This is a genomic window from Desulfosporosinus burensis (genome assembly GCF_054657535.1).
The window spans coordinates 185,706-207,562 of record NZ_BAAHYN010000010.1 but is presented as its reverse complement, the minus strand read 5'-3'; the positions used below and the strand labels follow the sequence as shown (position 1 = coordinate 207,562).

Here is a 21,857-nt window from a genome sequence, read left to right as displayed (position 1 = left end):
CTGCTATGAAATGCCCGCTAGGTTTACAATTTAAAACTCCTTAGACACTTGGTCCTCTCGTTCTAGTACATCACTTTAACTTATTATGTTTATCAGCTAAGTCTTTAACAGTACTTAAGATCTTTTCTCCATCTAAGCCTTTACTGTTTAAAAAGGTGACATAATCAGTTTGAAGCGGTTTAATTAGCTCTATCCATTTTGCTGTTTCAGCTTCAGAGAGGTTTATTATTTCGACCTTCTTTTTGTCTTGGGTCCATTTTAAGGCACCTTCATTAATTTTATCAAAGATACTGGGGACATTTTCAACGTAAAACTTTTCGGTAGCGTCAGTAATTTGTTTCTGAACTTCAGCGGGGATAGAATTCCACTTTGCCAGATTCATCGTACAGAAGAAGGCCTGATTGTAAAGGAACGGCGTCATGGTAATATAATTGCCAGTAACTTCACCTAATCTAAAGCCCTGCATGGTTTCCAGCGGGGCAACCCCGCCTTTCATCATGCCTTTTTGCAGTGCTTCATACCATTCAGGCATCGGCATAGTGATTGGTGTGGCTCCTAATAACTTAATCGCATCCCCTCTGGGGCCTGCAGTTGCCCCAATCTCAAGGCCTTTAATATCTTTCAATTCCCGTAACGGTGTCTTTGACATCAAATTACCTGGACCAGTGGCCCAACTAAAGAGATGATGAGTATCCTGCAACTCTTTGGGATTCAGAGTTTTGATACCTTCCATAAGCGCAAGACTTGCTGTTTTGGAATTGTTATTACTAATACCTGGTAACAAGAAAGTTTCAACGACTGGAAAACGTCCTCTAGTATAGGCATAGGCAGATATTCCGATATCACCAACGCCCTTTACAACACCCTCATAGGTTTCTGCGGATTTCAAAAGGGTTTCAGCAGGATAACTGGTTATTTTGACCTTACCATTCGTCGCCTTTTCCACTGCTTTTATCCAACCTTGAGCAATGTCCTTTTCAGCCGTGTGAGTAGCAGGCCAAAAGTGGGCTAGCTTTAATTCTATCGGCTTAGGTGCTTCGGCAGGGGGACTAACAGGACTATTAGAACTTGCAGTACTCGAAGAACTTGAAGTACTTGCACCACATCCCGCAACGACTAACACTAAGCTTATTGCAAATAAGAAAATGGCTAATCTTAAGCAAGAAAAGGTAGTTCTTTTTTCCGAAATCATACAATACATCTCCCTTTGTTCTAGTTTTACGTGTTAGGTTGCCTTTTTGAAAACTCTCCCGTATAGTTAATGACCTTCCTCTCATACAAATCTCCATATTCTGTTTTATTGTTGGTTGATTCCCCCCCCTTTTTTTTGATTAAGAAAAGCTAATGTTAAAAAGACAAAGCAGCGTATTCTAAATATATAGAATATTCTGAAATAAATCAATACTAAAACTTGAACGGCTCTATTTTAGGTGTTAACGGAAGTGGATTCAATAAATTAAAGTAACATGACAAAAAAGGTTAGAAATAATACTTCAGACAGAGTTGCGTCGTACCAAATTGTGAGCGCCAATTTTTGCATAGTTTAAGATTCACTGAAGCCAAAAGAAAGAACAGGGCATGGATCAAGTGATAAAAGCGCGTGCAATTAGCACGCGCTTTTTAGGTTGAAGAACAAGTGGTCCCATTAGTGAGGCTAAACCTCACTCCGTTTTGGTTGCGGCGGCTTGTTGATTGGAGGCATTCTTTGCAATACCTACACGCTCCGAAACTAAGGCAACGCAAATTATGCCCAGCACCATTAAGGCACCATCCAGCATAACAGGGGATACCCAACTACCAGTTGCGTCTCGCATGACGCCGGAAACAACCGGCGATAAGATGGCACCGATTTCAGCAATAAGGTTCCAAACCCCGAAAGCGCTAGCCATTAAGGCCGGAGGGGCAAAAGCAGTGACAAGGGAAAAGGATACCGACCAGGTACCGAACAGGAAAACACCCGCGCCGAACACCAGAGTGCCGAGCATGAATATCGACGTGCCACCTGCATAGAGGTAAAAGCCCAAGCCAAAAATGCACAATGCATGGAGACCCATGGCTAAGATCAGGGCAGGCTTTCGGCCATAACCATGACGATTGAAGATGTCGGCAACTTTTCCCATCAATGGAAGACCTACTAATGCCGCCAGCCCGAAGATAGCTGCGGTGACAGCGGATTTATTAATGCCCGCTGAAGCAGCATCCGAAATAACCTTAGTGCCCCAGAAGCTGTAAAACCAGAGGCTCCAGAGGGTCGGGAGGGCTCCCCAATAGACTAGCTGAAGGTTTTTGTTAAAAAAGACAGCTCCTACCTGCTTATTCAGACGGGTCATAATGACTAACATAATTCCCAAGGCAATAATCAGGATACAAATCGATACGCCAACTGCGCTCATACCAAGTTCGATTCCGCCATAAGCCACAGCCATAATGAGCACAAAAAATAACGCGATGTATTTGGAAGTTTCAAATAGAGCCTTTGAATAATAAGGAGTACCGGGAGCAAAGGTGCCATCGCTTGCTGGTTTGAAAAGAGTACCCCTGTCCGGTTTGAGTAAAATCATAAACATTACAGCCACAATCAAAGTTGGAACAACCATTGCGTAAAATGGGAAGTACCAGCCTTTATCAGGACCAAAGAGTTTCACTCCCCAGTTTAATAACCATGCGCCACCAACTGAAGCGCCGACCAGACCAATGCCTAGTCCGACGAAGGATACGCCCATGCCCATGCCCATCTTTTCTGGGGGGGTGACTTCTGAGATCAAAGCCCGGTCATTGGAGTAATAAGTCCCCTCACCTAAGCCGGTGAGAACTCGCGCCGCAAGCAAGCCAAATAAGGAGAAAGCCAACATTCCGGTTAAGAGTGTTCCAACCGCTGCCCAAACTAAGCTGAGTACCAGGATAGGTTTGCGACCAATTCTATCACCGATTAAGCCGGCGGGGAACTGCATCGCCATATAACCTGCGAAGAACAAAGTGCTCATTAAACCCGCCAGTGCGTGGGGATTAGCCACCACAGCGAAAAAGGCTATCTTGTTGGTAATCATGTAGGCCGCGATAGGAGAGAGTAAGTTGCGGTCCGTATATGCAATAGTCCAACCCAAAAACATCAATAACCAAATTGTATGATACCGTTGCCATTTCATAGTTTCTCTTCCCCCTAATTTAATAAAGTTTTTAAACCACCTTCCGACGGTTAGGAACGGTCTGATTACCGGATTGTACCCCAACCTCTGGGCAATTCGGATCTGAAATGGTTTTGTTCTCACCTCCCCCAAAATCTATTGAATCGATTGCCTTGACCCTTGCAGTTATTTTCAGTAAATTTCACTAACTATTGTGTGTTATCAATCACCCCCTTAAATAACGTTTTACACCAAATTAGAAGAATACCCATTTTAATTCAGACTTTATTTGAAATTTCTAATTTTAATGTATACTTTGAATTATCTGAAAACTTAAATCATAAGTAATCTAATGGAATTGAAAAGACTCCGTCTACATGATGAACGAATTCAGGAGTAACAGAGAGTCTTCCGCATTGCAGTCGGTGTCCTAGAAAATGCTAGGGAAAGTCTATCTATGAGAAATATTAGGCAAGAATAAAGATGGCCAGAGTAGTTTGACAGTTCTAATTGCAGGTGAGAGTGGTACAGAGAAGAGATAGTCACTCGACAAATTCGTCTGAGCGATATCAGTAAAGGTCCTTATATCAAAATGAATCGAGCGACTATCCCTGAGAATTTACTGTTAATCCGATTTGTTTGGTATGAACCGAGAGCCTTTATTGTAAATCAATTTCTAACTGCCGTAATTTGAATCGCTGCATTTTTCCAGTAGCTGTCCTTGGCAAATAAGGGATAAACTGAACCCAACGTGGAAATTTATAAGGTGCTATATTAGTTTTAACAAAGATAGATAATTCGTCTGCTAACTCAAGGCTGGCCTCGTAGCCTTCCTTTAGTACGATATACGCTTTTGGTTTGACTAAGCCATCTTCGTCGGTTCTTCCGATCACACCGGATTCAAAAACAGCAGGATGTTCCATCAGGCAATACTCAACTTCGACAGGGGAAACCCATATTCCACCAGCCTTAATCATATCGTCGCTGCGACCGACATACCAAAAGGTGCCTTCGTTATCTTGAAAATACTTGTCTCCCGTATTAATCCACTCACCGATGAAGGTTTCAGTCGTTTTTTCGTGTTTATTCCAATAATAGGCTGCAATGCTGTGTCCCTTGATCATGAGTGTTCCTATCTCACCGGTTGGTACGATATACCCGTCTGGATCAATAATTTTAGCCTCGTAACCTGGGACAACTTTTCCGGTACTTCCAGGTTTAACGTCTCCGGGAATATTACTGATAAAGATGTGCAGAATTTCCGTTGTTCCAATTCCATCTAAAATTTCCAAATTCCATAGTTCTAACCAACGATCAAAGATAACTTTTGGTAGAGGTTCTCCGGCCGAGACACAATACCTGATACTGGACATATCATAGTCTTTCGTAGTCTCCAGTTGGATCATAGCTGCATATGAGGATGGAACCCCAAAGAACAAGGTTGGTTTGTATCGATCAATGGTTGCATACACGTGTTCTGGAAGGGGGCGACTTGGGGAAAGGACCGTAGAAGCACCTACATAAAAAGAGAAATAAAGGCCATTACCTAATCCATAGGCAAAAAACAATTTTGCAACGGAATAGGTTATATCTTTTTCTGTGATTTGCAAAACTCCTTTTGCATAATGTTCTGCAGCGAAAGCCATATCATGGTGGAGGTGAACTACACCTTTAGGGAATCCAGTGGTTCCCGAACTGTAGAGCCAGAACGCCGCATCATCAGTCCCAGTGTTGGCAGTTTCTAATTCTAGGGATTTATCCTTGATGATACTGTCAAAACTTAGGCACCCTTCGGCTGGCTGGCCGACAACAATGATCTGTCTTAAATAGAGTAAATTTTCGCTAATAGCTGTAATATTGTCCAGTAACTCATAGCTGACCACGAGAAGTTTTGCACGGCTATCGTTTAAGAGGTACTCATAATCTGCCGGTATTAATAAGGTGTTGGTAGGAATCGGAACTGCGCCAATTTTCATGGCCCCAAAGAAACTGTAGGCAAACTCAGGGCAATCTAAAAGTAACAACATAACTCGGTCTTCAAGACCAATGCCCATTTCTTTTAAAGCGTTACCTGTTTGATTGACTTTCTCATGCACTTCACTATACGTAATCTCTTGGTCTAAATAATAAATTGCGACTTTGTCTCCACGCCCTTCTTGAATATGACGGTCAACAAATAGGTTAGCAGCGTTAAATTTTTCTATTCCGTTTTTAGCTCCCAAAATTATAACCTCCTTAGTGAACTCGTTCAGTTTTAGCTGAACATTGAGACTTTAGATATGAAAGACACCTGCAAAGGCGGATTGTACCCCACCTGAAATTTAATATGGCCCCCCTCACTTAGAGAAGTGGGGTTTTGAACTTAGGTTGATAGGCTTTAAATGTTCAGCTCCCTCCAGTTAAGATCAGTCTAATTCTTTGCTGATTAATATCCCTTAGGATTAATGGGGATCAATAAAAAATCCAATGACCACTTATTGCAAACCATGGACCAAATATTCAAAATTTTTAAAATTATCCGTGAGCGGTTGATATTTGTAGTTTAAATGACAATTTTTGCGGATTAACCTATATTAGGCGCAAATCATACTCCTTAGGTAAAGATGAACACACCATTATTTGGTGTAATAAAACACCAATTTGGTGTAATAAAACACCAGATCGGTGTTTTATTACACCAAATATCCAAAAACAATAGGTACGGAGAACCTCCGAAATGGAGAGGTCTACCGTACCTATCGCTTGATAAGCTTATTGACCCAGTATATAATTATAGAAACATTATTCAAAGTATTCAGTATTTTATTGGAATATCTACTAATTGATTTAAGGTATGGATGATTCGGACCCAAGCGTCCCTTCTCAGTAAAGGCCAACTTATTGATAGTAGCTTATGGCCCGCCTCACATCCCTACAGTAGAGGGCGACGCCCTATTAAAGATATCAAAAGGGGGGATGTTTCATGCAGGTTCGCGACATTATGCTTTCAACTACGATTCAATTACGTCCCCAAGATAGCATACGCAAAGCGATAGAATTACTTAAAAATTCAAAACTTCATGGAGTGCCTGTCGTTGATGAAGTCGGGCAACTCATAGGCTACTTTTCACATTCAACTCTATTCGATTTGTTATTGAATGATTTAAGTATTGATACTTCAATAGATGAGTACTACATTCGGGAGGTTGCTTATTTACGGGAAGACAAATCATTCCACGATTTAGGCGAACTGGCCCATTGGTTGCACACAGTCCGGGTTGGACAAACTCCTGTCATTAATATGGCTAATGAACCGATTGGCATGATTACCCAAGCAGGTGCAGTTAACGAACTTTTGGATCGAACCGAGTATTTATATAATGAGTTATCTAGTGTTATCGAGAATGTACCTGCTGGTATCATAGCAACTAATTCTCAAGGATTTGTCACCTTAGCAAACCAATACGCCAAAAGTATCTTACACAAAGTTCAAGTGGGGGAGTATATTGGAAATTTTCTTACGGATTTGAAAGATGATTTTACGCCCATTGTTGAAGGAACCTGGATTGTGCCTCATAAGATTGAATATCGAGCTCTAAAATTGATCGCTACTGCTGTGCCCATCTTTCAAAATACAATAATAAAAGGGGCAACCTTTGTTTTACAAGATCTGACGGATGTTGAGGGAATTGCTCATGAATTAAAAACTGTTAAGGAACTCAAAATGACTTTAGAGACAGTTTTAGAGGTTGCTTATGAAGGGGTCGCAGTATTAGATGAACAAGGTCGGCTGAGTATGGCTAATGCCAACTTTTGCCAAAGAGTAGGGGTATCCAAGGATCAGATTATTGGGCAAAATATTAATAAATATGTTCCTCTGACGGATGACCAGTTGCCTTTAAAAGTTTTGGAAATTAACGCCAGGCCCTGTGTCATCTCTACTTTGCCCTTTACAAAAGAAAGCAACACCAAGGGAACGGTGGTCAAGATATATGAGGATTTAGATCAATTAGCTGATGTTATGCAACAGCTAAATCGGATCAATATGCAACTCAACTATTACAAAGATGAGTTGTTCAAGGTAAACGGAACGAGCTATACCATAGGCAATATTGTTTGTAGTAACGAGCGCATCGCAAAGTTGAAAACTCAGGCACTTCAAGTAGCACGGAGTAACTCGACTGTTCTGATTACTGGTGAAAGTGGGACAGGTAAAGAACTATTTGCTCATTCCATTCATAATGCCTCTAATCGACGTAAAGAACCGTTTATTAAAGTTAATTGCTCGGCTATTCCTGGTGAACTTGCAGAATCAGAATTGTTCGGGTATGAGGACGGTGCCTTTACCGGAGCGCGAAAACAGGGTAAACCTGGCAAATTTGAGTTAGCAGTTGGAGGTACGATTTTTCTTGATGAAATCGGTGATATGCCGTTTATGCTACAAAGTAAGCTATTAAGAGTCATTCAAGAAAAGGAAGTTGAGCGAGTAGGAGATATTAAGACTCGTAAAGTCGATGTGAGAATTATTGCCGCTACAAACAAGGATTTAAAACGTCTTGTTGCTGAAGGAAAATTCAGGGAAGATCTGTATTTCAGATTAAATGTGATCGATTTAAAGATACCTCCTTTGCGTGAGCGAAAGCTGGATATTCCGGTTCTGGTTGATACTTTTATCAGAAAATATAACAATTCGTTCACAAAGCGTGTGGATGGTATCACTGATGCAGCTTTAGAAGTTTTAGTTCACTACAATTGGCCGGGTAACATTAGAGAGTTAGAAAATGTGATCGAAAGAATGTTGAACTATGTTGAATGTGGCTTGATAGATCTTCAAGATTTGCCTGAGGAAATCAGACAGACGGAGAAAATCAACGGGATGACAGGTCAGAGATTAATAGGTCAAAGCTTAGCCAATATTGAACAGGAAGCTATTCAAGTCGCCTTGGCTAAGGCTCAAGGTAATAAATCTAAGGCGGCGAGGTTATTAGGTATTAGTAGATCGAAATTGTACGAAAAGCTTTCCCGAATGACTGATAGTTTAGTTGAACATAGAAGTTAAGAAAAATGTTTAGATGTATTGTCCGAAAAACATACAGATGTGTGTTTTTCGGACGTTTTTATTAGTTGGGTTAGCAAATATTGTTTGTGTATCTGGCCCTGGTTTACCCAAGGCGTGCAGAAGGGCAAGAGCTTTTTATTGATACATACTGAAGGTGGCATGAGAATTGCTAAGTATAACAATAAGTGGTTTAGAAGAAACAATTAGATTTGACTAATCGTTGGATAATGGTTTCAAGTGGAACTTATCAAATTTGCTTAAGGGAGGTGTAAGAAAAAATAAATATTTATGACTTTAATAAGATTTAGCCGAGGTTGTGAAAAGTCAAAAACGCATAAGTTTTGTAAATATTAGTTAGTGAAGGGGGAAAGTAACTGGGGGAAATGGTAAACCCAGTTAATCAAACATGGAGGAATTTAGTGTTATAGGCAAAAGTGTTCCCAGGACTGATGCCTGGGACAAAGTAATCGGGCGGGCCGTTTACACAGACGATATGAAGCTGCCGAACATGCTTTATGGGAAATTACTCAGAAGTCCTCATGCACATGCGCGTGTTCTGAATGTAAATATTGAAAAAGCATTAAAGTTGCCGGGTGTTAAAGCAATCATGACAGGGAAAGATATCCTCCCTGTTAAGTACGGGATCGTGCCTTTCGCCCAAGATGAGTACGGTCTGGCTATTGACAAGGTACGCTACGTAGGAGATGAAGTAGCAGCTGTGGCGGCTGTGGACCAAGAGACTGCAGAAGCAGCTATAGAACTTATTGAAGTGGAATACGAGTTATTGCCGGCAGTTTTCACTATTGAAGATGCTCTCAAACCAGGGGCTCCAGACATCCATGACGGTCCCAAGGTAAAAAATAATGTTAGCATTCAATACCGTAAAGAATTTGGCAATATCGAACAAGGTTTTGCTGAAGCGTACCATATTCGGGAGGACGTTTTCAGGACACACGGTCAGTATCATGCCCCTATGGAACCTCACGCGGCTATTGCCATGTACGAGCCGAGCGGCAAGCTCACCATTTGGTCCAGTACTCAGATTCCGTATTTTTTAAGGCACAACCTTGCCAGTACTTTGGGTATTGCTGAAGATCGCGTGCGGGTGATCAAGCCAGCCGTTGGCGGGGGATTTGGCGTCAAAATCGATATGTATTCCAAAGACTTTTGCGCTGCCTTTCTTTCCATGAAAACAGGAAGGCCGGTCAAATTTCTCTATGATCGAGAAGAGGCACAGACCTGTGTACGGGGCAGGCATCCAGCTATTCTTAAAGTCCGTACCGGTGTTTTTAAGGATGGTCGGATCAGTTCCCAGCACATCGATCTTACAGTGGACGGTGGGGCCTATAACAGTACTGCCCCGCTGATCATCACCCTGTCCGGTTACTTTGGGATGATCCCTTATTACCTGCCTAACCTGGTCTTAGATGCCAAGCACGTCTATACCAATAAGCAAGCGAACGGAGCCATGAGAGGACACGGCGCGCCACAGATGCGCTATGCTATCGAATCCCAGGCAGACATGCTTGCAGCAGACTTAGGCATGGATGCTATAGATTTCCGGAGGATCAATGCCCTGGAAGCTGGCAGCCCAAACCCTGCTAAAATGATTCTGCGCACTTGCGGATTTAAAGAGAGCCTGGATAAAGCCGCGGAAGCTATTGGCTGGAAGGAAAAGCGCGGCCGCGGGAATTATCGAGGTGTTGGCGTGGGAGGTTCCGGCTGGGCTTCAGGCGTTAATAACATGAGCCACATCGGCGGCGGTGCGGTTGTTAAGCTGGAAAAAACCGGCGGTGTTTCGGTACTCACAGGTGCTGCAGACATCGGACAAGGAGCGGAAAGCGTTATCGCGCAAATTGTTGCCGAAGAACTAGGGGTCAGCTTTGAGAAAGTAAGGGTTATCGCTGCGGATACCGACATCTGCCCGTTAGATTCCGGGACATTCGGTAGCGGGGTAACCGTCAGATCCGGCAAAGCGGCTCAGCTTGCTGCCCGGGATATCAAAAAGACAATTTTGCAAGTTGTCGCAAAAGAGATCGGGGCCGATCCAGAAGAAATGACGATCAAAGAAGACTACATTCTGCTCCGTGGTGAACGCAAAATGCAAATTAATAAAGCTGTCAAGCTAGTACAGTATGCTGATATTCAAGTTCCCATGATTGGACGTGGTTACTATCAATTGCCGGCCAAAGAACCAACCACGTTGTTGCGAGATAACGGTGATATCTCTGGCTCCTACAGCTTTGGAACCCAGGCTTGTGAAGTAGAAGTTGACCCCAAAACAGGTCGGGTCACAATCCTTAAGATTGTGACGGCAGACGATGCGGGCAGGGCCTTGAACCCAGATCAGGTGGAAGGTCAGATAGAAGGAGCGGTTATGACCGGGATAGGACACACTCTCTATGAAGATCCTGATTTTGATATGGGAAATGGCCAAAACCGGAGTGTTTCTTTTATTGATTATAAGCTTCCCACGGCTGCTGATGCCCCTCCTCAAGCAGTAATCCACGTTGAGACGAATGATCCGGTAGGGCCTTTTGGGGCCAAAGAATGTGGGGAAGGCGCAACCATCTATACTGCACCGGCTATCGTGAATGCTATTACCGACGCTATTGGCGTAAGGATTATGGATTTACCGATAACTCCAGAGAAGATTTTGAAGGCAATCGAAGAAAAAAATAACAAGGGGAGGAAGGATGCATGACGCTGCCGGCCTTAGATTATTACCGTCCTAAAACCATCAAGGAATGTTTAACCTTATTGAAAGAACAAGCAGGGAAAATTCGCCCCTTGGCTGGGGGAACCGACTTACTAAACAATATGAAAGTGGGACTCAATCCTGCCGAAATTCTCGTCGATCTTACGGGTATCGAGGCGCTATCCAAAATAGCATGTTCAGTCAATGAGCAAATCATTGCCGGAGGTGCGGTCACTATTTGGGACTTAATCCACCAGCCAGAAGTAAAAGCGAGTTTGACGGCACTCTACCAAGCGGGCAGCGGAGTAGGGGCTGTCCAACACCAGCAGATGGGCACTCTTGGTGGAAACCTTTGCCAAGACACTCGTTGTTGGTTTTATAATCAGACTCGCCATTGGAGAAAGGCTCACCCATTATGCTATAAAACTGGTGGAGATCAATGTCTGGTCATGAAAAAGTCTGAAAGATGCCATGCTGCCTATTGCAGCGATTTGGCACCAGCCCTAATTGCTTATGGAGCAACAATTAAGCTTTCTTCCTTAGATAGTGAGAGAATAATTCCCTTAGCTGAATTTTATTCAGGAGAAGGTAAAACGCCAACCAACCTTAAATCCGGAGAAATCATCTGCGAAATCACGATTCCACAAAGTGCCTGGCAGACTAAAAGTGCCTACATCAAACTCCGTTCACGCAAAAGCATAGACTTTCCACAGGCAGGCGTGGCCGTGGTTGTCAGTGATGAAGGCGGACTAGTCAAGGACGTTCGTCTCGCACTTACTGCGCTAGGGAGTGGACCTGTGCTGGTAAAAGGTATTGAAGAGATTTTCCGTGGTTTGAAGACAGAGGAGCTAGATGAAGTAAAGATTTCAGGGTTAGCCCAGGAATGTGCAGCGATAGCAGGGAAAAATGTTCTTCCAGTAGCTAATATGTCCTATCGACCTAGCTATCGACGCCGGATGGTGGGAGCATTGATCGAGGAAAGCTTGAAGCAAATATTCAATAAATAATAGCCGAAAAAGGGGCGAGATTATGAGTAGTAATAAAAGAGTAATCGTCTTAAATGTAAACAATCAGGAATATGAAGTGCTAGTCAAACCACAGCAGACTTTACTAGAGGTGCTGAGAGAGACGGTTGGACTCACTGGAACAAAGTCAGGGTGTAATGAAGGTAGCTGTGGTGCCTGTACTGTATTAGTTGACAATAAGCCTACTCTAGCCTGTTCTACTTTAGCAATCGCGGCCGAAGGCAAAGAGATCATGACAATTGAAGGGTTGGCTGGAGATGATGGCAAACTGCATCCAGTTCAACAGTCCTTCGTTGAAAATGGCGCTATTCAATGTGGGTTCTGCACACCTGGAATGGTGCTTTCTGCCAAGAGTCTTTTAGACAGAATATCTAAACCTAATGAAGAGGAGATTAAAGAAGCCCTAGGAGGGAATCTCTGCCGCTGTACGGGCTATACCAAAATTATTAAAGCAGTCAAACTAGCTGCGGAAATGAATCAATAGAGTAGGGAAAGTCCATTAATATTCAAGAGCCCCCACTTCTTATAAATGGGGGTTCTTCGAACTATGTAAGAATTATCATTACTATTAAGCAGGAACTTCGTTGTAATTATCTCTTGATCCCGTATTTAGCAACCTTACGTACAATATTTGAGTGATCAAGTCCCAAAACTTCAGCAGCTTTTCTGAAGGAAGGGTAAGAATCCAAGGCCATACAAATTAGTTCCTTTTCCAATATATCTCTCGCTTCATGGATTGGTATCAGTTCATTTACGGTTATCGGAGAATGAAACTTTGGTTTAAACTTGGTTAATTGATACTGAACCTGTAAGGATTGAATTAATTCTTCATCTGTAACGACCATTAATCTTTCGAGTACATTTTGAAGTTCTCTTACATTGCCAGGCCAATTGTAGGATTCCAGAATGGGTATGGCTTTGGGGTCCAGTCGCTTTGTTACTTTGTACTTTTCGTTGTAAAGTTTGATAAAGTGCATGCCTAGAGGCAAAATATCTTCTTTGCGTTCCCTTAAGGGAGGGATTTCAATAGGTAAAACGTTCAAACGATAAAATAGGTCTTCTCTAAAAGAACCCTCTTTAACTCGTTCCCAAATATTTAGATTGGTAGCAGCAATAATGCGGACATCGAGTCTAATCGGATTAGTACTTCCTATTCGATAAACTTCCTGTTCCTGAAGAACACGTAACAGTTTAACCTGGAGATTTTTAGGTAGATCTCCTATTTCATCTAGAAGGAGTGTCCCGTGGGTGGCGATTTCAAAAATCCCTGGTTTACCTTTTGGGCTGGCCCCAGTAAAAGCACCAGGCTCATACCCGAATAGTTCGGATTCTAAAAGATTTTCCGGAATAGCTCCGCAGTTTATCTGGATTAATCTTCCTGTAGTTGCACGGTTGCTTGTGCTGTGGATCACTCGAGAAAAGACTTCTTTTCCGACACCGGATTCACCGAGAAGCAGAACGGTGACATCCGTCCGGGCCGCTCGCATGGCAAGATTATATAGCTTCAACATACTAGTACTTTGTACAATAATTTTGTCCTTTTCAAGTCGCTCCGGAATCAATTGAGACAGTTCTGTTTGATAGCGCGTTGCCAACAATTCGGACTCTTTTAATTTTTCCTTCAGGTTTTGGAGTTCGGTAATATCCCGGACATTAGTGACTACTCTATGAACCTTACCTTCTATATCAAAAATTGGATTTCCAGTAACAAGCACCTCTTTGCCTGTGGTGCTAACTTTCTGGACATTTGTAATAGTTCGTCCTTCACGTAAAGCTTTGATAGTAATAGATTCATACTCAAAAATGCCTTTAACAAATAAATCATGGATAAGTTTACCCTCAAAGTTCGTTGCATCCAATCCGGTTAATCGGGCTAAGGCTTGGTTAATTCTGATGCCTATTCCTTCTTGGTTGGTTATCATAACACCGTCGAAGGAGGATTCGATAATCGCATCCAGTTCTAGGTTAAGTTGCTTTACCGAAGCGAGTTGGGAGGAGATATTCTCTAATTCGGTAATATCCTGAAAAATTGCCACTGCACCACAAATGTTGTCATTTAAAATAATGGGGGAGCGGTTGGAAATAATAGTACGACCGTTAACCACTAATTTTTGGCCAAACTCTGTAAGCCCCGTCTCAATAATATTAGTAAGCTTACTGACAGGAAAAACAACTTTCATGGGTTTCCCGATGACATTACTATCCACGCTGAGTAACCGATAGGCGTCCTTGTTCATAAATATGATTTCACCGACAACATTAAGTGCAATGATACCAACAGGTGCACTTTCGAGAATGGCTTGGGTAAACTCATTTTGAGCCGTCATTTTCTGAGTAAGATTAGTAAATGCTTCGTTCAAAGTGATTAATTCATCCGAGTTGCCCTGAGAATCTTCTCTAGAGAATGCAAAATTGCCCTCTAAAAACGCTTCTTTTCCATCTAAACCTTCCGGATAAGGGCCGATTTTTGTTTGCATGGCATCTTTGACTTTACCATGATTTTTGATGTGCTCATTGGACCGTGTCCATTTTAGGGCAGTTGCTAGACTTAGAATACCGAGCAATACCTGGTCTTTTATAACAGGTGCATAACAGAGTTCATTAGCTATTAAGAGATCGATAGTTTCAGAAATGGGCTGATCTGGGTTAAGTTGAACTGGACAGGGGTTAGACATTGTAAATACGCTCATATAAGCTCTTCCCCTCCTATTCCTCGATTATCTTACGAGGGAAGATTGGTCAATTTCGCTGATACCCATACGACTCTAAAGACCTAACATCTCTTTGAGTATACGGGATTTGGGCCGGCTCACTGGGATTTCGCTACGTTCATGGTCATCCACCACTATAGTGTAAGTTCCATTAAAATAGGGGAAAAGTTCCCGCATGTGCTGTGTGTTTACTAAATAACAACGATGGGAACGAAAAAAAAGGGCCGAGTTTAAACGTTCTTCCAACTCCCGTAAGGTGAAACGAGTCAAGTAAGAGTCCTTTTGGGTTTTAATGAAGACCTTGTCTTTATCGGTATAGATAAAGATAATGTCGTTCTGGTGTAAGAGAATTATTTTGCCCCTTAGCTCAACAGGTACAACTTCCAAAGGTTTAATGGGAGGTGTTATAACATCACTTTTAAGAGGAGGCAGCGGCTTACTCTTTGGTCCTGTTAGGTTGCCTTTCATTTGACGCACGTTGATGAGCGTTTCTTCCAGGCGTTTAGGGTGAATAGGTTTAAGAAGATAGTCTAAACCATTTAAGGCAAAGACAAACGCATACTCTTCATGAGCCGTGGTGAAGATAATTGTGAGTGCATCCGATTTTTCTCTCAATAGGTGGGCTAGGTCAATTCCGTTTAAGCCAGGCATAAGAATGTCTAAAAAAATTAGGGAATAATCCAGATTATAAATTAACTCTAGGGCTTCTAAAGCATTTGTGGCTTCGCCAACAATCTGAACATCAAAAGGCTGGAGTAAATAGCGAAGTTCTTGACGTGTGGAGCCATCGTCATCTACTAATAGGACACGAAGTTTCAAGCTGATCCCTCATTTCTTAGCATATCCAAAAGAATTTTAGTGGTATAAGCAACAACGACTGCTTTGCAGGTATTCAACTAAGAATTGGAGAAAGAAGTATATATAAAAAATCTGGCAATATAATATACTTTTTAAACTATTCTGTTAAATATTTTTATATGCAAGTATTATACCACTTCATTCACCTCGCACCTTTGAAGATAAATTTAGTAAGAAATTAGATAATAAACGCTATATAGCAACAATTTACGCTTTAAGGTTCGAACCCTTGTCCCTGGAGTATTAATCAGTGAAAGTAAATAACTCTTGGAATAGAGTATCTACCGAGTCATATGTGCATTATTGCGATGCAAATACGACTCGGTACAAGCTGTGATTCAAGTGACTTTTTGTACAGAATCTAAAAACCACTGCATAACTGCAGTGGTTTTTAGATTTCTCTCTTTCGAAATATATTTAATATTAAGAAAAATCAGGGGGATATTAAACCGTTGACAATCAAGTTTCAACAGTTAAGCTGTCAATTTTAGCTGATCAATTTTTAAATGGTTCGGACAGTTTGTGTAATGGCATGACATTTGCATAGGGATAATTCAAGTTTACTTATATTTCAAAAGGAGGAAGAAGACACGCACTTTTAGAAGCCGTGAAAGCTGCCTACTTATACCTAATACTATTTGTTTGAAGAGGAGGTGGAAGAAGAGATATAGTTTTAATTAATTCTTAAGCTGAGAATAGTCGTTAGGAATTGAGAAGATAAATTTGACCAATATTTAGGAGGGTAATTATGGATTTAAATAGTTTAAACAGATGGCCCCGTCAAACAGATATAAAAAATCATGAGTTATATGGAAATGAGCACTTTGGAACTGAAGCACCTTGCGTAATCTATGAGAAAAAGCCCATTGTGGACCCCAATGGAAACATCGTCCCGAGCCTTTATTCAGCATGGGTAACTCTGAACAACCCCTCACAATTTAATTCCTACACAACGGAAATGGTTAAAGGAGTTATTGCCGGAATGCAAAAAGCATCGGCTGATCGCTCCGTTGTCGCTGTTGTCTTTACCGCTGTAGGAGACAAGGCATTTTGTACAGGCGGCAACACTAAGGAATATTCCGAGTATTATAGCATGAATGGTACAGAGTACGGTTCTTATATGGATCTCTTCAACGCGATGGTCGATGGTCTCTTAAATTGCAAAAAGCCAGTTATCTGCAGGGTAAACGGTATGAGGGTTGCCGGCGGACAGGAGATTGGTCTGGCTTGCGACCTGACGATCTCTTCCGATATGGCTATTTTTGGGCAAGCAGGCCCGAAACACGGATCTGCTCCAGTGGGTGGTGCTACTGACTTCCTGCCCGAATTTTTAACCATGGAGCAGGCCATGTGGAACTGCGTTTCCTGTGAAGTGTGGAGCGCTTATAAAGTACATCGGATGGGCATGATCAGCAAAGCTATCCCTGTCTTAAAAGCCGACGGCAAATTCATCCGCAACCCTCTGATTAAAACTGAAAATTATGTTGAAGACGGAGAGATCGTTTACGGGGACTTTAAAACAGGTGAAGCTGCTGCAGAGGCTAAAAAAATAATCAGTGAAGCCACTACCGACTTTACCCTGTTGGATAAAGAAATTGATAGGATTATCTATGTATTTACCAACTTGTTCCCCAACTGCCTGATGATGTCCATTGACGGTGTCCGCGCCAAGAAAAAATTCTTCTGGGATCAAGCAAAACTACTGAACCGTCACTGGCTGGTCGCCAACATGCAAAGCGAGGCGTATATGGGCTTCAACGCTTTCAACAACAAGAAAACAACCGGTAAAGACACGATTGACTTTATTAAGTATCGTCAGTTGCAGGTGGAATGCAAGCCATACACCACGGAATTCTTTGAAGCAGTCATGGCACCTGCCCTAGAGAAGTAATCTAAGCTGCAACCTATGGCGACCGCCGGCGCCTGCAAACCAAGTTCTCTAAAGGGCCAGAGTTAAGCTGCGCACTTTTTGCTTAAAAAGCATGAAGGTTTGTTATGGATTTATGAGCGATTATTTATGGTAAAAACATACCTAGAGGGGTTGAAAAATGAGATACGCAGAGACAGGGTATAATCTAGAAATTGATTTATCCCGAGGAAACATTGAGAGGGTAGAAACTGACCCGAAATTAGCCGAACTTCATCTTGGCGGGCTAGGTACGAACGCTAAGATATTATGGGATAGGGTTCCCCCTGAAGTTGAACCCTTTTCTCCTGAAAATCTCTTGATATTTAGCGCTGGTCTTTTAACTGGGACCCCTGCTCCCGGTGCTAATCGCACCATTGTTTCTACCATTTCTCCCCAGACTAATTTAATGGCATTTTCAATGATGGGGGGATTTTTTGCACCAGAATTGAAACATGCCGGTTATGACAAAGTGATCATTCGCGGGCAGTCTCCTGATCTGGTTTATTTATGGATCAACAATGACAAAGTAGAACTACGTGATGCCAGTCATCTCGCGGGAATGGGCACGAATGAAACCGCAGATCTTATTCGAAAAGAGTTAAAGGAACCCAACGCTCAGGTAGCTTCAATAGGCTTGGCAGGTGAAAATAGGGTCTTTTATGCTTCCATCGAGCAGGGCAGGTCCAGTTGCAGCCGCTTAGGAGTTGGCGGCGTTATGGGAAGTAAACGGTTAAAAGCGATAGTTGTCCGTGGAACAAAGGACGTCAATATTGCTAGACCGGCCGAATTTCTGGGGCATTGCAACGATGTTCTAAACTATATTCAAGTCCGAGCGGAAAATCCACTGGGCATGGTACCACCTATTTTAGCTGGGCTTGGGTCACCGCAAGAAATGAAAATCCATGATGAGAAGTGGCACACCGAGAGTTTCATGTGGGGAAATGCCCGAACACGGAGGAGAGATTTCTGGACGGAAGAAATCGAAAAGCAGTGGACGGAGAAACAAGAAAGTGTGCGGGAGCGGTTCTTAAGTTGCTATAACTGTCCGATGTCCTGCGGGGCATCCGTCGCCTACCCAGGAATCCCTAAATACATGATGAAATGTTACTCGAAACTTACTTATACCATGGCATCCATGACAGACTTGGATTTTGGTTTTAGAATCAACTCTAAAGCTCAGGCCTATGGTGTGGACGGATTCACAACTCCGCAAACGATTGCCTTCGCCCTTGAGCTTTATGAAGCTGGCATTTTGACTGACGAGGATATGCCGGGATTCCCGTCCGATAATGAGGAACGATTTTTCTGGTTACTGGAGAGAATTGTTCGGCGAGAGGGGATCGGCGATATTTTAGCCGAAGGGACCTATTGGGCGGCTAAAAAAATTGGTAAAGGTGCAGAAGAATATGCTCATAACAACATTAAGAAACATGAGCAACTGCCTCTCAAGTTAGGAATGTTGAATCCCGTCTATTTCCTTATGTATTCTACCGGGGAGAAGATAAACATTACCCAAATTGAAGGGCAGTTCCCCCAGGCGCCTTTTGATACGAAAGAGCAGAAAGAAGAGTTTATCTCGGATTGGTTCCATGTTCCTGCTGAAAAATTTAAGAAATATTTCCTGGACTGGGAACACCGCGGAGAACACTCCAACCCATATTACCCAACGGTTGAAGCTTCTTGTGAAATCGTTGACTGGATGGAGCAGATGCACTACATTGATGACGCCACCGGGATTTGCGCTGGTTTGTCATCGTTCCCCCTAAAGCCTGCGTATCATCTGCACAATTATGCCAATGTCATTTCAGCAGCGACTGGGTTTGATATGAATGAAGCAGAGCTAGTACAAGCTGCTAAGAGGAACCGAACTTTAATTAGAGCCTTTAATGTACGAAGAGGCTTAACCAGAGAAGACGAACGTCCCCCAGAGGACCATTGGAAGAAACGTTTTCCTGATCTTGAAGCTACCCTCTTAGATGAATATTACAAATTTAAGGGCTGGAACCTTAAAGGTATTCCAACGAAAGAGTCTTTACATGAATTGTCGATGGATTACGTGAGCGAAGACTTTGAACAAAGAGGTATTATGACAAATGAGTAAAATTAAGAAGAAAGTCAAGGTAATCAAGATTGATGTAGATAAGTGCAATGGTTGTCGGGCCTGTGAGGTGATTTGCTCATCCTTTCACGCTACCCCAAAATATAGCAGCAATAATCCGGCGAGGTCTCGTATTCGAATGATTCGTGATCCTTTAAAAGATATCTATCTCCCTGTTTACGCGGGTGAATATGCTGCAGCCGAATGTATGGGCAGAGACAAATATGTGATAGACGGCAAGGAATATAAGGAGTGTGACTTCTGCAGGGCTTCCTGCCCATCCCGAGATATTTTCAAAGAACCCGATTCCGGACTGCCTCTGAAATGCGATATGTGTGAAGATGAAGAAGAGCCCTTGTGTGTTAAGTGGTGCCTGGCTAAAGCCCTGACTTACGAGGAAAGGGAAGAGGAAGCCGAAGAAGACGTCAAGCTGGGTGATATGGAGATAGGCTTGAATGCCTTGGTAGACAAATATGGATTCCAGAAGCTTGCAGATACCATGGCCCGGATGTCACAGAAGGGCTAATAAGGACAGGGGACACACCTGCTGAAGCTTGGGTGATCTTTGTGGACAGGAATGTCCCCAACTAAATGTGAAAGAAGAGGATTAAAAATCGTGGAAATTGTAGCCCCCTTCAAAGAGGCCATCGATGAAATTAAAGAGAGCGGCGCAGAAGCCGTCAAATTCTGCTATCAATGCGGAAAATGCGATACTGTCTGTCCCTGGAATAGAGTAAGAACTTTCAGTATGCGCAAGTTAATCCGAGAGGCAACCTTCGGTTTGACTGAGATAGAAAATGAAGAGATCTGGCGTTGTACAACCTGCGGCAAGTGCCATCAGAGATGCCCCAGAGACGTAAAGCAGATCAATGACATGATCGGCCTGCGTAGGTTCGCTACGGGATATGGTGTTTTTCCTGAGGCTGTCAAGCCTGTCCGCGCTGCAAGCGCAGGCCTTTATTCAGAAGGTAACCCCTTCGGTGAAGCACGATCCAAGAGGGCAGACTGGGCAGAGGGTCTCTCAGTAAAACCATTCACAGAAGGAATGGATGTCTTATATTTTCCAGGCTGCTACCTCAGCTATGACTCAAGATTAAAGAAGGTAGCTCGAGCCACAGTCAATATCCTTAATAAGGCAGGAGTGGATTTTGGAATACTAGGTACTAAGGAGAATTGCTGTGGAGAAAGCATCCGCAAGACAGGCAATGAGGCAGAATTCGAACGCTTAGCCAGGGAAAACATCAAAACGTTTATCGATAACGGGGTAAAGAAAATCCTTGTTTCTTCCCCTCATTGCTACCACACCTTTAAGAACGAGTATCCTGAATTCAACGTGAAGTTTGAGATTGTTCATATTTCCCAGTATTTATTTGAGCTGATAAATGAAGGCAGGCTTCAAATTAATAAGGAGTATGAGAAAAAAGTTACCTATCATGACCCATGTTACCTGGGTCGACATAATGGCATATATGACGAACCGCGCGGGGTCTTACAGAAAATACCGGGTTTGGTCCTGAACGAGATGGCTGAGTCGCGGGAAGAAAGTATGTGTTGTGGAATGGGAGGAGGCAGGATTTGGATGGAAACTCAAAAGTCCGACAGATTCGCCAACCTCAGATTAGATCAAGCTGTTGGGGTTGGGGCTGAGGTACTGGTTACTTCCTGCCCGTATTGCATAACCAATTTCGAGGATAGCAGGTTAGTCATGGGTTATGATGATGTCATACAGATTAAGGACATTACGGAGATCATCCAGGAGGTTATATAGAAGAGGAAGAAGACATGCAAGAAGCGATTGGCGTGAAGACCTCGGTTCACGTGCCTTACCAGACGGAGCGAGGAGGTGTCAGAAAGTGGATTATGATGACGTATTAAAACATCTTTCTCCGTGTGGTCTTGATTGTGAGAGATGCGCCGATTATGAAAACGGGGAAATCATACAATTAAGTTCAAGGCTTGCTTTCCTACTCGGGAATTACAAGCCAGTTGCAAAAATGAAAACAGAAGGAAACCCTATTTTTAAAGGGTACGCTCAGTTCGCAGAAATCCTGACCGCTTTTTCCAATGGCTCGTGTAGTGGGTGCAGAGGTGAAAATGTGCAATGTCCTCTAACGACTTGTTCCGCTAAAACCTGTCATAAAGAGAAAAGCGTTGATTATTGTTTTCAATGTGATGAATATCCTTGTGAAAAACAGTTTACCGGTCGTCTAAGGGAACGCTGGAGATATATAAATGACCGCATGAAGGAAATTGGCGTAGTCGATTATTATTACGATCAGGTTAAGTTACCCAGATATTAATAGTTTGCACTCACCACCACTAGGCCGGGATTTGTTTTTATCTTTCCAAAAATTACAAGAAGCTATTGAGTCGGCAGCCCGGCCGAACCCGAACA

At 42.7% G+C, this 21,857-nt stretch carries 14 protein-coding genes; 9 read left to right on the top strand and 5 right to left on the bottom strand.

Going from position 1 to position 21,857, the window contains the following annotated elements; translation table 11 throughout:
- Positions 1 to 70: 70 nt before the first annotated feature.
- From ACYQ3Q_RS18525 to ACYQ3Q_RS18515, 3 genes are all read right to left on the bottom strand, one after another.
- Entirely contained in the window at positions 71 to 1,192 is a 1,122-nt protein-coding gene (locus ACYQ3Q_RS18525) for a TRAP transporter substrate-binding protein (protein WP_459929999.1), read from the bottom strand.
- A gap of 469 nt (positions 1,193 to 1,661) precedes the next feature.
- A complete protein-coding gene (locus ACYQ3Q_RS18520; RefSeq protein ID WP_459929998.1) occupies positions 1,662 to 3,269 on the bottom strand; it encodes an MFS transporter in 1,608 nt (535 codons plus the stop codon).
- Positions 3,270 to 3,784: 515 nt separating this feature from the next.
- A complete protein-coding gene (locus ACYQ3Q_RS18515) occupies positions 3,785 to 5,347 on the bottom strand; it encodes a benzoate-CoA ligase family protein (RefSeq protein ID WP_459929997.1) in 1,563 nt (520 codons plus the stop codon).
- A 740-nt stretch (positions 5,348 to 6,087) separates the two neighbouring features.
- On the opposite strand from ACYQ3Q_RS18515, the gene ACYQ3Q_RS18510 reads away from it, so the two are divergent.
- From ACYQ3Q_RS18510 to ACYQ3Q_RS18495, 4 genes are all read left to right on the top strand, one after another.
- Positions 6,088 to 8,163, top strand: coding sequence for a sigma 54-interacting transcriptional regulator (locus ACYQ3Q_RS18510; protein ID WP_459929996.1), 2,076 nt, complete (start codon positions 6,088 to 6,090; stop codon positions 8,161 to 8,163).
- A 406-nt stretch (positions 8,164 to 8,569) separates the two neighbouring features.
- Positions 8,570 to 10,867 (top strand): xanthine dehydrogenase family protein molybdopterin-binding subunit, encoded by a 2,298-nt coding sequence (locus tag ACYQ3Q_RS18505; RefSeq protein WP_459929995.1) that lies wholly within the window; start codon positions 8,570 to 8,572, stop codon positions 10,865 to 10,867.
- The gene (locus ACYQ3Q_RS18500) at positions 10,864 to 11,868 is read left to right on the top strand and encodes an FAD binding domain-containing protein (protein WP_459929994.1); all 1,005 of its coding nucleotides are present in this window, start codon (positions 10,864 to 10,866) and stop codon (positions 11,866 to 11,868) included. Before ACYQ3Q_RS18505 ends, ACYQ3Q_RS18500 begins: the two co-directional genes overlap by 4 nt.
- Before the next feature lie 22 nt (positions 11,869 to 11,890).
- Positions 11,891 to 12,370, top strand: a complete 480-nt coding sequence (locus ACYQ3Q_RS18495) for a (2Fe-2S)-binding protein (RefSeq protein WP_459929993.1) — start codon at positions 11,891 to 11,893, stop codon at positions 12,368 to 12,370.
- Between the two features lie 106 nt (positions 12,371 to 12,476).
- Here ACYQ3Q_RS18495 and ACYQ3Q_RS18490 read toward each other — a convergent pair whose 3' ends face one another.
- A complete protein-coding gene (locus ACYQ3Q_RS18490; protein ID WP_459929992.1) occupies positions 12,477 to 14,576 on the bottom strand; it encodes a sigma 54-interacting transcriptional regulator in 2,100 nt (699 codons plus the stop codon).
- A 75-nt stretch (positions 14,577 to 14,651) separates the two neighbouring features.
- Positions 14,652 to 15,416 carry a LytR/AlgR family response regulator transcription factor gene (locus tag ACYQ3Q_RS18485; protein WP_459929991.1) on the bottom strand — a complete coding sequence of 255 codons (765 nt, stop codon included), beginning with the start codon at positions 15,414 to 15,416 and terminating at the stop codon, positions 14,652 to 14,654.
- Positions 15,417 to 16,203: 787 nt separating this feature from the next.
- On the opposite strand from ACYQ3Q_RS18485, the gene oah reads away from it, so the two are divergent.
- From oah to ACYQ3Q_RS18460, 5 genes are all read left to right on the top strand, one after another.
- Positions 16,204 to 17,346 carry a 6-oxocyclohex-1-ene-1-carbonyl-CoA hydratase gene (oah, locus tag ACYQ3Q_RS18480; protein WP_459929990.1) on the top strand — a complete coding sequence of 381 codons (1,143 nt, stop codon included), beginning with the start codon at positions 16,204 to 16,206 and terminating at the stop codon, positions 17,344 to 17,346.
- A gap of 157 nt (positions 17,347 to 17,503) precedes the next feature.
- The gene (locus tag ACYQ3Q_RS18475; protein WP_459929989.1) at positions 17,504 to 19,465 is read left to right on the top strand and encodes an aldehyde ferredoxin oxidoreductase family protein; all 1,962 of its coding nucleotides are present in this window, start codon (positions 17,504 to 17,506) and stop codon (positions 19,463 to 19,465) included.
- On the top strand, positions 19,458 to 19,988 hold the full coding sequence (locus ACYQ3Q_RS18470) for a 4Fe-4S dicluster domain-containing protein (protein ID WP_459929988.1): 531 nt from the start codon (positions 19,458 to 19,460) through the stop codon (positions 19,986 to 19,988). Before ACYQ3Q_RS18475 ends, ACYQ3Q_RS18470 begins: the two co-directional genes overlap by 8 nt.
- 90 nt (positions 19,989 to 20,078) lie before the next feature.
- Complete coding sequence (locus ACYQ3Q_RS18465) at positions 20,079 to 21,230, top strand: (Fe-S)-binding protein (RefSeq protein ID WP_459929987.1); 1,152 nt, start codon at positions 20,079 to 20,081, stop codon at positions 21,228 to 21,230.
- A gap of 85 nt (positions 21,231 to 21,315) precedes the next feature.
- Entirely contained in the window at positions 21,316 to 21,762 is a 447-nt protein-coding gene (locus ACYQ3Q_RS18460) for a DUF3795 domain-containing protein (RefSeq protein WP_459929986.1), read from the top strand.
- Positions 21,763 to 21,857: the final 95 nt, after the last annotated feature.